Source organism: Bacillus sp. 05T22 (assembly GCF_056396765.1).
The window spans coordinates 1-14371 of the sequence record NZ_JBFTMC010000109.1 but is presented as its reverse complement, the minus strand read 5'-3'; the positions used below and the strand labels follow the sequence as shown (position 1 = coordinate 14371).

Annotated in this window: 11 protein-coding genes and 1 pseudogene; 4 read left to right on the top strand and 8 right to left on the bottom strand. The window is 34.8% G+C overall.

The features are described from left to right. Together AC1DIT_RS23035 and AC1DIT_RS23030 are read left to right on the top strand one after the other, a co-directional pair. A partial coding sequence (locus AC1DIT_RS23035; RefSeq protein ID WP_476998428.1) for a WYL domain-containing protein occupies positions 1–565 on the top strand: 565 nt, incomplete at its 5' end. 94 nt (positions 566–659) lie between these two features. Continuing rightward, the gene (locus AC1DIT_RS23030; RefSeq protein WP_016132574.1) at positions 660–1184 is read left to right on the top strand and encodes a DinB family protein; all 525 of its coding nucleotides are present in this window, start codon (positions 660–662) and stop codon (positions 1182–1184) included. Positions 1185–1429: 245 nt separating this feature from the next. On the opposite strand, the gene AC1DIT_RS23025 is transcribed toward AC1DIT_RS23030, so the two are convergent. From AC1DIT_RS23025 to AC1DIT_RS23005, 5 genes and pseudogenes are all read right to left on the bottom strand, one after another. Next, entirely contained in the window at positions 1430–1852 is a 423-nt protein-coding gene (locus AC1DIT_RS23025) for a YfmQ family protein (RefSeq protein ID WP_016131227.1), read from the bottom strand. A 140-nt stretch (positions 1853–1992) separates the two neighbouring features. After that, a pseudogene (locus tag AC1DIT_RS23020) lies at positions 1993–2124 on the bottom strand (DUF2087 domain-containing protein); the annotation flags it as partial. A 20-nt stretch (positions 2125–2144) separates the two neighbouring features. Further along, the gene (locus AC1DIT_RS23015) at positions 2145–4745 is read right to left on the bottom strand and encodes a YhgE/Pip domain-containing protein (protein ID WP_016132573.1); all 2601 of its coding nucleotides are present in this window, start codon (positions 4743–4745) and stop codon (positions 2145–2147) included. Positions 4746–5151: 406 nt separating this feature from the next. After that, on the bottom strand, positions 5152–5724 hold the full coding sequence (locus AC1DIT_RS23010; protein ID WP_016113702.1) for a TetR/AcrR family transcriptional regulator: 573 nt from the start codon (positions 5722–5724) through the stop codon (positions 5152–5154). A 320-nt stretch (positions 5725–6044) separates the two neighbouring features. Then, positions 6045–6365, bottom strand: a complete 321-nt coding sequence (locus AC1DIT_RS23005) for a hypothetical protein (RefSeq protein ID WP_229161481.1) — start codon at positions 6363–6365, stop codon at positions 6045–6047. Between the two features lie 323 nt (positions 6366–6688). On the opposite strand from AC1DIT_RS23005, the gene AC1DIT_RS23000 reads away from it, so the two are divergent. Continuing rightward, on the top strand, positions 6689–7546 hold the full coding sequence (locus AC1DIT_RS23000) for a hypothetical protein (protein WP_016132571.1): 858 nt from the start codon (positions 6689–6691) through the stop codon (positions 7544–7546). A 42-nt stretch (positions 7547–7588) separates the two neighbouring features. On the opposite strand, the gene AC1DIT_RS22995 is transcribed toward AC1DIT_RS23000, so the two are convergent. The 3 genes from AC1DIT_RS22995 to AC1DIT_RS22985 all read right to left on the bottom strand — a co-directional run bounded on the left by AC1DIT_RS22995 (position 7589) and on the right by AC1DIT_RS22985 (position 13401). Beyond that, complete coding sequence (locus tag AC1DIT_RS22995; RefSeq protein ID WP_033671013.1) at positions 7589–9955, bottom strand: DUF6359 domain-containing protein; 2367 nt, start codon at positions 9953–9955, stop codon at positions 7589–7591. 490 nt (positions 9956–10445) lie between these two features. Beyond that, the gene (gene sstT, locus AC1DIT_RS22990) at positions 10446–11684 is read right to left on the bottom strand and encodes a serine/threonine transporter SstT (RefSeq protein WP_476998427.1); all 1239 of its coding nucleotides are present in this window, start codon (positions 11682–11684) and stop codon (positions 10446–10448) included. A 976-nt stretch (positions 11685–12660) separates the two neighbouring features. After that, on the bottom strand, positions 12661–13401 hold the full coding sequence (locus AC1DIT_RS22985) for an SDR family NAD(P)-dependent oxidoreductase (protein ID WP_016113697.1): 741 nt from the start codon (positions 13399–13401) through the stop codon (positions 12661–12663). A 120-nt stretch (positions 13402–13521) separates the two neighbouring features. On the opposite strand from AC1DIT_RS22985, the gene AC1DIT_RS22980 reads away from it, so the two are divergent. After that, positions 13522–14355 (top strand): LysR family transcriptional regulator, encoded by an 834-nt coding sequence (locus tag AC1DIT_RS22980; protein ID WP_016113696.1) that lies wholly within the window; start codon positions 13522–13524, stop codon positions 14353–14355. The last annotated feature ends 16 nt before the right edge of the window (positions 14356–14371 follow it).

The window sequence follows — 14371 nt, the reverse complement described above, 5'->3', positions numbered from 1 at the left end:
CCTCTCCGGTACTTTCTCTCATCAAACATTTGCTCAAGAACAACTAGAGAAACAACTTCTTCTATTACAAGAAGCTATTCAGGAACAACAATGTGTTTCTTTTTCTTATCGTAAACCGAATCAAAGTGAACAAAATAAACGTACGGTAAATCCTTATGGTTTAGTCAATATTTCAGGGATTTGGTACATTGTTGCCCATTGTCTACTTCGGCAACAAATACGTCATTTCCGTTTGGATCGTATGGACAACTTACAGCAAGAGCAAACGTTCTTTACTAAACCGGAGAACTTTTATTTACCAGACTATCAACCTGAAAATAATCGAACCATTATCATTCATTTATTATTTCCATCCCATATTGCACACAAAATTATTGAGTCTCGCTACTTTTTTATAGATTCCTATGAACAAAAAGATGATGGCTTTCATGTATTTTTGAAATCAAGAAATATAGATGAAGTATTTTCTTGGATATTGAGCTGGGGAAGCCAAGTAAAAGTGTTAGAACCGACTATTCTTTCGGAGAAAATTCGAGAAGAAGCAAAGAAAATGCTACAAATGTAATTTTTTCTTTCACTACTGACATAATGGTGTCAACATCATTCATTTATAGTAATCCTTAAGAACGAAATCTTATACAAGAAAAGGAGTTAATACGATGAATCCAAATGTCATTTTAGAGAAATTCGAAAGTTTAGCAATGTATTACATTGAAGAATTGGAAAAATACTCCCTTGAACAGTTGAGAAGAAAACCGTCCGAAGACGAATGGTCTCTTGGACAAATGTATAATCATTTACTTGCAGCTTCAAATATGCAATTAGACGCCATCGCAAAATGTACAACTGATTCTGCAACTATAGATGGTAAAAAAACAGAAATGGGTGAAAAAGTATATAAGGAGGGTGCTTTTCCTCCGATACAAATAAAGGTACCTAATCGCCCTGGATACACGCCTGAAAATCCTACAGATAAAGAGGAAATTAAACAAGCATTGTTACAGATCATTGAGAAAATGAAAGAGATTGAGCCGCAACTCCCTTCAATTCTAGCCAATTATAAAGTGGAACATCCAGGACTTGGGTACTTAAATGCTGTAGAGTGGTTTCAATTGATTTATATGCATTTCTCTCACCACCTTCATCAGAAGGAAAGGCTGGAGCAGCATATTATTCTAAAATAAGTGATACTTTATTACTAGAGATATAGTTGCTCATTAATGTGAATGACCCCTCCTTAACACTCTTACGAGTTGTTTGAAGAAGGGGACTTCTGTTGGAGTGCTGTTAAATAAGAAAAAGGATTCCCTATATTTTAGGAATCCTCTTTTTCATCTGGAACAGAAGTAAACTAGTACACTTAGTTAAAGATTGTTTTCAAATTAATTTAACCCGATTTATCCCGCATTAACAGACAGTACCAATCCTTTTAGGCTAAGTCCTTAGTTACTAACATAGAACGGTTTTGAAGGCCTTTGGAACGCAGACTATACCCGACTACTTTTTTCTTGTATTGTTTGATTACATCAACGTGATCGTCGTAACTGTACACAGAAAAACGAACATCGGTTTTTCCTCTCTTCGTATTAATAACTACTGGAGTCCCACTGGTCTGTGGAGGAAAATAATATTTCTCTAGAAATATCGCTTGGTTAAATTGATCAATGATTTGAGCTTTATCTTCACCTTCCATTTGCTTTCCGTCGATGGTTACAGTGACAGCCGCATCACTAAGTTTTGGATGCAATTCAAATTTGCTGGAAAGCGACTTCACAACAGAGCTTGGAAGGCACGTCACTATTATTTTAAGACCACCGAGAATAATTAACATAACTATAAAATATGTCGTCATATTGTATCATCTCCATTACGCTCTAAATTAATATGATTACATTATTAATATTACCATAGTGTAAATGGTTATTTTTTGTACATTATGTGAAACTTGGTAAACCAAAGAAACATACTAGGATTAGTATGTTTTTCTATAATCTATAAATCCCCCCACTTATTCCACGCTTCCTTGGCATTTACATGATACATATTTTTATTCCGATCCATAAATCCATGAATGATGAATTCTCTTCTAATTGTACAAAAATCTTCATGATACTGTTTAATAAAAAACCTAGAGGATCACTCCCCTAGGCTTCTATTGATTTCTCTTCTACTAAATTCCGAAATTGTCGCTTATGCATCCAAGTTAACGAACCAATTGTTCCAAGTGACAACAGAACAATAAAGATCGTTAATATACCTGCGTTTTGCCACATAAACCCGAAGTCTCCACTTGATACAACTGCCTTAAATCCTGATACAGAATATGTCATTGGTAACCAAGCGTTAAAGTGTTGTAAAAATTTCGGGATTAACTCAAGTGGGAATGTACCTGCGCTTGTTGTTAACTGCATAATTAATGTTAAAATCGCAATAAAACGTCCTGCATCTCCAAAAGCTGTTACTAAACATTGAATTAACGCAATAAATGCTAAGCTTGTAAGAATACTAAACAGAATGAAATATGGAACACTCTGTACTTCCACACCTAACCCTAGCAATAGCACTAAATCCGCTACTAAAGCCTGAATAATACCCACTGATAATAGAACACCAAATTTACTAATAAACCAGCTAAATCCTGATTTTGGAACACCAACTGTATCACGTAATGGATACACAATCGATAATAAAAGTGCCCCAACAAATAAACCTAGAGATAAGAAATATGGTGTAAATCCTGTTCCGTAGTTTGGAACCTCTGACATTTTCTCAGTTTGTACTTTCACCGGATCTGCAAACATATCATATGTTTTATCCGTTCCTTTTACTTCATTTGTTTTCTCTGCGCCTTCGCCGAGTTTTGTAGCTAATTCACCAGTTCCGTCGTTTACTTTTACTAAGCCATCTGTTACTTTTCCGGAGCCGTTTGCTAGTTGATTGATGCCGTCTATTAATTTACCAGAACCGTCTGATAATGTATTTAAGCCGTTTGTTACTTTTCCGGAGCCATTTGCTAATTGATTAACACCATCGATTAACTGGCCTGAACCGGCAGATAATTTACCTAAACCACCGTTTAATTTACCAGCTCCTTCTGTTAATTGATTAACACCATCAACTAATTGTGAACTACCACCCGCTAACTCGCTTATACCACTATTTAATTGCTTACTTCCTCCTGCTAATTCACTAGCACCATTCTTCGCTTCTCCTAATTTTTCACCCAATGTTTGGAAGTTAGCAACAAACCCAGTTTTTGGATATGACAATCCATTTGCCAATTTGTTTGCTCCTTCAGCAAGCTGTTGTTGACCACCTTTTAGCTTATCAACACCATTTTTCAGTAAAGCTTGACCATTTTGAAGGTCATTTGCACCATCAGCAAGTTTTTGCGCACCTACTTGAATTTTCCCCGCACCCTCTTGACCTGCAAGTCTTTTTGTACCTTCTGCAATTCCGCCTGTGCCACCTACAACTTTTTTACTCCCCGCTATTAGCTCCTCCATAACAGGTTCTAATTGTTTTCTAGATTCTTCAGGTAAACTTTTAATTTTTTCATTCAATACTGCTAAACCATCATCCACTTGTTTGGCACCATCTGCAGTCTGACTAGCCTTAGTATATAGACTATCTGCGTTTGCTTTCCACTGTGATACACCTTGTGCCAGTTCATTGGCTCTCTTACTAATTTGTTCAGATCCATATGTTAGCTCTGGTAATTTATTTTGCATATCGGTTACACCAGCTAATGATTCCTGTAAACCACCTTTTAAATCATTCGCACCTTTTTGAATATCTTGTACGCCTGCCGCTAACTTTCCGTGACCATCTTGAAGCTGACCAAGACCTGCTTCTAATTTATCCGCTCCTGTTTGCAACTTAGCAGCTCCATCAGAAGCTTTTTGTAAACCATTATTAAATACTAACGACTTACTAGCTAGCAATTGTAAGTTTCGATATATTTCCGAAGAACCATTTGACAATTCTCCAATACCATTTTTCATTTCACCTGACTTACTGATTAACGTATTTAAACCGTTTGTTACTTGACCAGATCCATCTAATAACTGGCTAACTCCATCCTTCATCTCACCAGACTTCCCTTGCAGCGTATGCAAACCATCTGTGACTTTGCTAGAACCATCGTGTAATTCTCCAGCACCATTATGTAACTTATTCGCTCCATCCGATCCATCAGTAAACCCTTTGGAAACATCTTTTATAGAATCAAACATTTTCTCTGCATACGTTTTTGTTAGCGTATTAGAAACTTCACCTTTAATTTTTTCAATAGCTGTTCCGCCGATTTGTGAAGATAAGAAGTTCAAGCTTTCATTTGGAATATATTCTAAGTTTAATGGTCTTGGATTTTCTTTTAACAGCGTTGTCGCATTGTCTGAGAAATTTTCTGGAATCCGAACTAACATATAATATTTTCGATTTTCCATTCCCTCTTTTGCTGTTTTTTCACTGACAAACTCCCATTTAAAACTTTTATTGTCTTTTAATTCGTCGACTAATCCTTTACCAACTTCAATTGGTTTCCCATCAAATACTGCACCTTTATCAAGATTGACTACTGCAACCGGCAAATCATCTAATTGTTCATACGGATCCCAAAACGCCCATAAAAACATGCCCGCATATAAGAGTGGTACAAATAAAACAGCAATAATAGGTATTAAGATTTTTTTGCTTTTTATAATTTCCGTAAATTCCTTACCAAGCAACTTGAATCCTCTCATTATTTCTCCTCCTTCAATTAATGACCGAAATGTTCAGTTGGTCATTTTTAAGTAAATAAAAAGGTTATATTCTGTTATATATATTACCTAACCCTAACTTTTATTCCGCTATTTGCAGACAGTAAGACCTCCAAAACAAAGAAGATATCAACTTTCCATAAAAACCCGATTAGTGAGCGCTAATAATTAGCAGAGGATGAAGATTAACATTTCACCTTATCTCTATACTCTATGCACCTTTTTATTTTGAATGACTATTAAATTCATTTGGTCAACGTGAACGTATTCAAAAATTATCTTTTAACAACCTTACATACGTAATCTGATTTTTTCTTTACATCCTCCTTTTTAAACTTATGACCAATTTGTTCATTTAGTCATTTTTAACTATAGTAAAAGGATTATCTTAGTTTGACAATCCCTTTAACAAATAAAGTTCAAATAATTCTGCAATTCTTTCCTTTTCTAATGGTTCATGATTCTTTTCCCAATCGAAAATAAGTGATACATATAGTCGAAGCATGATAAACGCCGTAATTTCTGGATCACACTTACTAATTTCACCTTTTTCAATCGCAATTTCTAAATAAGATTGAATAACAGATACAATTTCAACATCTACTTGTTGCATAACATCTTGTACTTCTTTTGTTCCCATATCTCGCTCTTCTTGAATCAGTTTAATCATGAGCTGATGTTCTTTTCTAAATTCTAAGATGCTATATAATGCTCTATGTACATTTTCAAAAAATGAAACATCTGGACGAATTGCTTCTTTTGAAACTTGCTTCATTTCAGTAATTAAATTAGAAATAATTTCGCCAAATAATTCTTCTTTATTTTTGAAAAAAGTATAAATTGTTCCTTTCCCTACATTCGCTAATTTTGCGACTTGATCCATTGTTGTCGCCTTATAACCAAATGCTGAGAAAGATTTTGTTGCAGCTTCAATAATAGAACGTTTTCGATCGACTGCCACATCTTCACCTCCAAAAATGACCAATCGGACAATCTAGTCAATTAGTACATTTTTGATATTATCACGGTTTTCCATTGTTTACAAGTTCTCTTTTTATTTATTTCCAAGTATAAAACATTTAAATCTATACATCGACTTTTATTTAAGATACTACTGTCATAGTGTATCAAAAAAAGGGAGAAAATGAAAAGGTAAAGAAACGTAGTAACATACATTAGCAAATATTAAGCAATTTTATTCACTTGAAATTGGAACAATACCTTGATTTTCTTTACAATCGGGCTCTTCCTCTAATATCTATTCGTATCAAAAAAGTGTTCTTATTTCAACATAGAAAGCAGGATTTTCTCCATTTCTGCCTTATTTAAATCATCATCCATTGTTTCTTCGTATTCAGCTTTACCTCTAGTAAAAATATCATTAACTATTACAATTTGATAGGCACTATTCTTGCCTTTTGCAGGGATAAGTACTTTTATGCCTTTTAATTTACTAGGCGGACTATAAGAAGGAGGCGTAATAAAGACTACTTGGTTTCCTTCTAATTCATATTTTTCTATACCGTCTTCCCAAGGAAGCATGTAACGAAGTGGGTCCTTGTTCTTCTCAAAAACCTGTGATTGATAAAGTGAAACTTCCATAAGTGGGGGGATTCTTCATCCCCACTTATGGTTAGTTGAACAAATCGGGCTTTTACGGGCAGTTGATCCCCCACCTATCTTCCTCGTTTCTCTCTGTATCTTGAGGTGGGGGTCTTACTGCCCGTTAATGCGGGATAAATTGTATAACCATATTTTAGAAATTACTACTATAGTAAATAAAAAATTAAGCAACGAAAACAATATCTTTTATGAATTTTCCCTCTTTTTTAAATTATCAATTGAAAAAACAAGAAAACCTTTACAGTTAATGGTAATATAAAACATAGATATATTTATTAAAAATAGTGGGGGCTCTTTCAATCATGATGCGTGCACTTAGCTTACATATAAAACAAGCCTTTTTAAATAAGATTTCTCTCACTCTCTTGTTTAGTTGGCTGATTCTTGTTTCAATTTATCATTATTTCTATATTTTAAAATATTTAGGAGGGGTACCTGACGAGCTTTTAGCAACGGCTTATAAATGGATTGGCTTTCGTGATGATGAAATGGATGTGTATTTGCTTTTAATGCCTGTACTAGCAGCACTCCCTTTTAGTACAAGCTATAACTCTGATAAAGCTGATAAATTTAAATCATTTGTAAGTAAAGAAGTTCCCTTTTTTTCCTATGTATGTACGAAATATATCGTTACCTTCCTAATCGGGGGGCTTCTTTATATTCTCCCATTCGTATTTTCATTGCTTTTTTGTAAGCTGATAATCCAAGATGGCATTCCTACACCCGCCTTAGGTGTTATAAAAGACAACGGTATGTTTGCATCATTGTATTTCTCTTCTCCAATTACTTATATTTCCCTATATATTGGGATTAATTTTTTGTTTGCTGGTCTTATGGCAGTTTTAGGTTTAGCTGCATCTATATGGTCACAAAAAGATTATATGGCCATTTTATTTCCGTTTGCTGTTACCTCTCTTCCATATGTGATTTTAAATATTATATTCCCTACAATTGGAGGAGCACCTATTCATTTATACGACCCAAAACAGCCGCTCCAAGGAATGTCGCCTTACATTTTAATCATGCAATGCACCTTATTTTTTGGAATTAGTTTATTTATGTATATGAAAGGTGTACAGAAAGATCGGAAGAAATATATGCGGAGACTTCAAAAAAGAATGCGATGTAAAAAATCCATTCAAAAATCAGTTAGTATGTAATGTAAAATATCCCTCAGCAATTATGCTGAGGGATATTTATACTTATGAAGCTTTTTTCAAATCAATTTGAGCCAGTACCGGATCATGATCACTTACACGACCTTGTTCCTTCATAATATTTGAATTTAAATGTACAGGATCTACAACTGTATGAGGTGCAATGTTATTTGTCACTAAAATATGATCTAACACTTGTGCATTTCCTTCATGAATATATGTGTAACGATTTTCTTTCGAAACCGTTTCTAACATATCTTGCATGTTTTCTGCTTTTAATGCTTGCAGTGGTTTCGAGAATTCGAAGTCATTCATATCACCAACTATAACAACTGGTGCATTCACATCTCGTTTTTGAATTCCTTTTACAAAATTGTTTGCTTCTTGCGCGAGCTGAATTCGTTTCTCTTCACTCTTTAATACAAGTGGTTGAATTTTCCCGAACGGCGTTGCATCACCAAGTTTTGAATTTAAGTGATTTGAAACAACGACAATATTTTGTCCTTGGAATGTAAACTCAGCAGCTAACGGTTTACGAGTATTATCAAATAACGGATTGTCTTGTCCTATGCGCATTGGATTTGTTTCTAACAACTTTGGCTTATCTGCTAACTTCACACGTGATGCATTATAGAAAAAGCCAACGCGAATATTCGCTCCAGGTGCCCCGCCATCTTGGTTATTTTGCGGCGCAACTTCTACATATTCATATTTTGGTCCATGAATCTCTTGTACCGCATCAATAATACGCTTTGCACTTAAAGAAGCATCCGTTGTTCCATCATTGATTGATCCATTATTATCTTGCATTTCTTGTACACCAATAATGTCTGGCATCTTTAAATTATATTTAATAGAATATGCCATCGCTTTTACCTTTTCATTAGATGTTTCTTTTGCATTCGCTGAAAAGTTTTCAATGTTATATGTTGCTACTGTTAATTTTCCAAGGCGAGGTTGAATATTTGCCCCTACTTGTTTAAATCCACCATCTGTTACTGATGGTAATTCTGTTACTGGTGAAATTCGATACGCACCATAGTCATACCCGACTACACCTGTTATATCCCCAGTAAACTTGTCTCCTGCTTTCGCTACATAATCACGAGGTACTTTTAAAGATAGACGCTCTGGATTGAATTGGTTCTCGCCTAATAACGGCGTTCCATATTTCGTAGTTACTTTATCTCCACCATTTGCAACTGTTACATATAAATTCCCATTTTTCTGCGGTCCAACAATTTGAGGAGTCGGCATTGTAACACGCATGCCTTCTAAACTTTCATAAAAATCAATTGCATCTTCATTTGGATCGAATACACCAAATGCATCATTATCAATGATTTGATCTGGAATCTTTACGCCTTTTTCACCTAACACAACCGCAGGAGGCAATTGTTGATTATTTGCTTTCACAGCAACTCGACTTGCTTTAATTTCCGTAATCGCCAAATCTGTTTCAAATTTCTCAGCATATCCAGGTCCAATGAACTCTTCAACTTCTCCATCAACTTGCACAAGATCTCCGGTTGCTATATTTGCATCTTTCTTATAAACATAAATACCTTCTGAAGTCGCAGGATCATTATCAGGCTGCGGATCTTCTATATAAAAGCCATACTTATCTAACGCAGTTACCACGCCTTCTACATTTCGCACTTTCTTCCCGTCATAAGGAGAGACATGGGATTTCCCTTGAATATCATGAATACGAACTTGCTCACTTGTTACAACTGTAAAAGAAAAAGTAGCAACGGCTGAAGATGAAAGACCTTCTTTTACTCCAATTGCTTTTAGAACACTGTTTTCATTTAAAACAATCGGTTCATTATAACGAATGCTTTTATCTGTTGGGATTGAGCCATCTAATGTATAATAAATCGTCGCTCCCTCTGTACTAGTTGTTAATGTAACTGCCGTTCCCTTTGCAATTTCTCCACCATTTGGTGATGCAGTAACATCGCTAACACGATTTTCTGTTTCACCTTGAAATTTATATGCTGTTACTGATTTTAAACCAGGACTATTAAAATATAATTCAAGTGTCCCTGTTAATTGAACCTTCTTCCCGACATTTTCAGGATGATCCTTTACATTCACAGCTGTTCTTACGTCACCTTTTGGCAACTGGACAGGCATAATCTTCTCTGGATTTGTCTCATTTGGAGAATCTGCAATCGCAACATTCGTATCTCCAAACTTTGCTGGATCCTTCGTATACTTAGAAGAGCTTTCTGTATATCCAACAATATACCCTTCCACTATCCCTTTACTGCTTCCTTGCTGCTGAAACAATTGAATTGCTTCATTTACTGATAATACACCCTTCTCTTCTGCTTTTGCTGTGATACTTGTGAATGAGATTAGTAGCATCAGTGATAAAAAGATACTCATTAATTTCTTCAAATCCATCTTCCTCCCTTAATTTTATATTCTCTCAGCATGTACTATCATAACAAAATGTTCTCTATAAAGAATCAAATTTCGACAAATTTTACAAAAAATTAATTTCATCCTTTGGTATGAGATTTCCATTCTGATTCTCTACTATTTTCTTACAGTATTCCATTCCTTTTAATGTTCTCTTTTTCTAACCTTTTTTTATATAACGACAAATATAATGGCTCTCGTAAATATCAACCCCTGTAGGCAATTGGGACCCCTGTTTTTCAATTACACCAGTCGGTGACAGTACCACTGCACCCTTTTGTAACTGTGAGTAAAGGTTTCTTTAACTACGACTCGAATTTTCAACATAAAGAGACAGGAGCTCGTTGCCCACTGTCTTTTATGTTGAATTATATATTTAGTTGTATTGCATATTACCGATCCATAGCTAAACATGTTATTGATGTTCTATTCTTCTAAAAAATCACATTTGCACCAGAACTAGATTTCTTCTTTATGATGCTTTGCGAATATTTATTTTTTTCCCTTCTTTACGCCACTCTTTAAATTCAGCTGTTGCTGTGAAAAGTACGTCTGTGGATGAGTTAAGTGCCGTTTCAAAAGAGTCTTGTAAAACACCTATAATAAAGCCTACTCCAACTACCTGCATAGCAACATCAGATGAGATTCCAAATAAACTACATGCTAGAGGAATCAGTAATAAAGATCCACCGGCAACCCCTGAGGCACCACAAGCGCATATAGCTGACAATACGCTGAGGATAATTGCTGTAGGAAAGTCCACTTGAATACCAAGTGTATGAACCGCTGCAAGTGTCAAAACAGAAATAGTAACAGCGGCACCACCCATATTGATCGTTGCACCTAATGGGATGGATACTGAATAACTATCCTTATTCAAACCTAGATTTTCACATAATCTCATATTTACAGGAATATTCGCAGCTGAGCTACGTGTAAAGAATGCTGTAATACCACTTTCCTTTAAGCACTTAAAAACAAGCGGGTAGGGATTTTGACGTATAAATGCGAACACAATGATTGGATTGACAATCAGTGCTACAAAGAACATACAACCAATCAAAACAGCAAGTAATTTTCCATAGCTTAGTAATGATTCAATTCCATTTGTAGTAATAGAATCCACTACTAGACCCATGATTCCTAATGGCGCAAACTTAATAGCCCATGTAACCATTTTGGATACAGCATCTGAAAAATTTGAAATCATCGTTTTTGTCGTATCAGAAGCATTTCGTAAAGCCAAACCAAGGAGTGTCGCCCAAGCTAAAATACCGATATAGTTCGCATTATAAATTGCTTTAACTGGGTTATCAACAATGTTCAGCAGTAAAGATTTGAGAACTTCTACAATACCGCCAGGAGCAGTCACACCTTCAGCACCCTTTGCAAGTGTTAAGGTTACAGGAAAAATAAAACTTACAACAACGGCGATTAATCCAGCTAAAAATGTTCCTAAAAGGTATAGGAAGATAATGGACTTCATATTCGTTTGTTGACCACTCTTGTGTTGTGCTATGGCCGACATAACCAAGAAAAGTACCAGCACAGGCGCAACTGCTTTCAAAGCCCCTACAAATAAAGTGCCCAAAATTACAACAGGTTTTGCTACTTCTGGAATTGTCAAAGATAGAATAATACCAATAATMAAACCTACAATAATTTGTTTTACCAGACTCACTTGACCCCACTTTTTCAGTATACTGTTCATAGATATTCCCCCTTTAGTTTAAGATAAAATTGCAACATTGCTACTATGGAGCTATTCATTTCTCATAACCCTACAATAAAATTAAATCTATTCCACATAGATTCCGTTGAATAATAGAGGACTTTTATTAAAACCAATTTCTATCCTAGGGTTGTGCTTTTGATTTTCTCCTCCCACACTATTTCAGAATATCTCCAAAGTTTTTCATACTAAAAAAATTCAGATAATTTCTTTAATGGATGGCCCCTTCTATCACATTCTACTCCATAAAAACAACTATCTTATCAATAAGTAGTATTATAATGATTCTTTTCATATATAACAATATTATTTACTTTATTTTTGAAAATATCTTAATTGTCAAATTATTACAAGACTAAACAATACATATCAATAATCTCTGCATGAATCATGCTTTCATAGCTAAAAAAAAGCAGTGCTTTACTTATGTAAAAACACTGCCTATTTCCTTCTAGATCATTTTCATATGTTGGTTTGGAATAAAGTTTAATTAAAAATATTAATTGTACTTGTATTGTGCAACAAACAAAAATAAACCATTTTGAAAAAAGATTGATCAAAATGGATTCTTATCCAGCAGGTTATGTTTCGGTTTTATAAAATAGTTTGTTCATTTTCTGCCTGTTTTATTCCACAATCGCGTCCTATAACGGAACAACTCTATGTCACTCAATAATTCCTTAATCCACCTTTTATTCAGATGTTCTTTTTCTTTTAGTCATAAAAAACACCCCTTCAGACAAAAATATCCAAAAGGGTAAAGCTTCACAACTTTTTTCAAAACATCGCGACTTTATTTCAAATCAACATTAGCTTGATAGCGATGTGGTGCTACCCCATATATAACAGCCTATATATCATGCAAAAAAGAGGATACTATGTCCTCTTCTAATTATATAAAATGAATACAACTTTCTATTAAGTTGATAATCTTACTGCACAAGGCTTCACAATATTAAAGTGTCTGTCCATTATCAATTGTAAATATCTGTCCTGTAATAGATTCCTGAGTCAATTGAAAAAGAATCGCCTCCGCAATATCATCTGGTGTTGAAATTCTTTGAAGTGGTAAGTTCCCCGCAAGTTGGTACATCTTATCCTCATTACCTAACCACCATCTCGTATGAACTGCACCAGGAGAAATACTATTTACTCTGATGTCAGGTGCCAATGCAATAGCGAGCGACTTTGTCATTGTATGAATTGCTGATTTTGTTGCTGCATACGGTATAGATGATCCTAATCCAGTTATCCCTGCAACACTCCCCATATTCACAATGGCGCCCAATTTTTTCTCCTTCATATAAGGAACAACAGCTTTTATACAATGAAACATTCCTTTCACGTTTACGCTAAAAAGCGAATTCCAAACTTCATCAGTTACAGACTCTAAGTCATCCATTGGTATTTGGGCTGTTATACTCGCATTGTTCACCAAACAATCTACTGTTCCAAAAAAGTTAACAGTTTGAGATACCATCGCCTCTACTTCTTCTTTTTGTGCTACATTAGCTTTAACAGCGATTGCCGTACCTCCTTGCTGCTGAATTTCATCAACTGTTTCTAACGCTTCTGTTTCTGAACAACTATAATTAATCACAACTTTTGCTCCTACACTAACTAACTTCAAAGCAGTAGCCCTTCCGATACCCGTACAGCCACCTGTTATAATAACTACTTTATCTTTTATGTCCATTTTAAAATCTCCCCACTGTATCTGATTCCATTTCATTTTATCTTCGTTCATTTGAGGAGTATAATACTGAATAATGAAGCCGATATCATTTTAAATGATACCTAGTGGAGGGATCTATTCTTGGAAAGCCATGACTTATGGATTTTTAAACATGTTGCAGAACTACAATCAATATCTAGAGCTGCTGAGAAATTAGGATATGTACAACCGAATATAAGCCAGCGCATTAAAAATTTAGAAGATGAATTAGGCGTTAAAATATTTAAGCGTAATAACAGGGGTGTCACATTAACTGAACAAGGAAAAGTTTTATTAGATTATACAAATCAAATTATGTTTTTAATGAATGAAGCGAAATCAAAAATAAATCCCAAAAAGTGGAGAGAATCTTTAACACTTGGAGCATCTCAAACCATTTCTGCGGTGAAAGTTCCTCAGCTATTCTCCTTTTTTTTGGCATGCTATAAAAATATGGATGTGAAAATAAAAACTACTAATAACGCAAAGTTACAAGAAATGCTTTTGTATGGAGAACTTGATGGAATTTTTTTAAATGGTGCATATAATGAATCACAACTGGATACTGTGTACAGTTATTTTGAAAATATGATTCTCATTTCACCAAAAGATACTCTGCTCGAAAATCAAACTTTACTTGTGAACAGTGATTCAAATTGTATCTATAGAAAGACATTATTAGATTATTGTCATATGAATAGTTTTGATCAAAAAACGATACTGGAATTTGATTCACTTGAGTCTATTATGCAAGCTGCTCATGCTGGACTTGGAATTACGATCATACCTGCTAATGTTGCGTATAGCCGGACAAGGGCAGAAACAATTCATTATGAAGAAATACCTGAAACGGTCAAAATTGATTTTGTAATTAAACGTAGAAAACAACAACCGCAAGGCTTAAAGAAATTTATTCGCTTTTTAAGAGAGTTATAAGTGTAAAACAAAGCCC

Bases quoted from the DNA above. Each gene is read 5' to 3' on its own strand.
- AC1DIT_RS23015 (WP_016132573.1), bottom strand. From the start codon at position 4,745: ATGAGAGGATTCAAGTTGCTTGGTAAGGAATTTACGGAAATTATAAAA.
- AC1DIT_RS23005 (WP_229161481.1), bottom strand. From the start codon at position 6,365: ATGGAAGTTTCACTTTATCAATCACAGGTTTTTGAGAAGAACAAGGAC.
- AC1DIT_RS23030 (WP_016132574.1), top strand. From the start codon at position 660: ATGAATCCAAATGTCATTTTAGAGAAATTCGAAAGTTTAGCAATGTAT.
- AC1DIT_RS23000 (WP_016132571.1), top strand. From the start codon at position 6,689: ATGATGCGTGCACTTAGCTTACATATAAAACAAGCCTTTTTAAATAAG.
- AC1DIT_RS22995 (WP_033671013.1), bottom strand. From the start codon at position 9,955: ATGGATTTGAAGAAATTAATGAGTATCTTTTTATCACTGATGCTACTA.
- AC1DIT_RS23025 (WP_016131227.1), bottom strand. From the start codon at position 1,852: ATGACGACATATTTTATAGTTATGTTAATTATTCTCGGTGGTCTTAAA.
- AC1DIT_RS22985 (WP_016113697.1), bottom strand. From the start codon at position 13,401: ATGGACATAAAAGATAAAGTAGTTATTATAACAGGTGGCTGTACGGGT.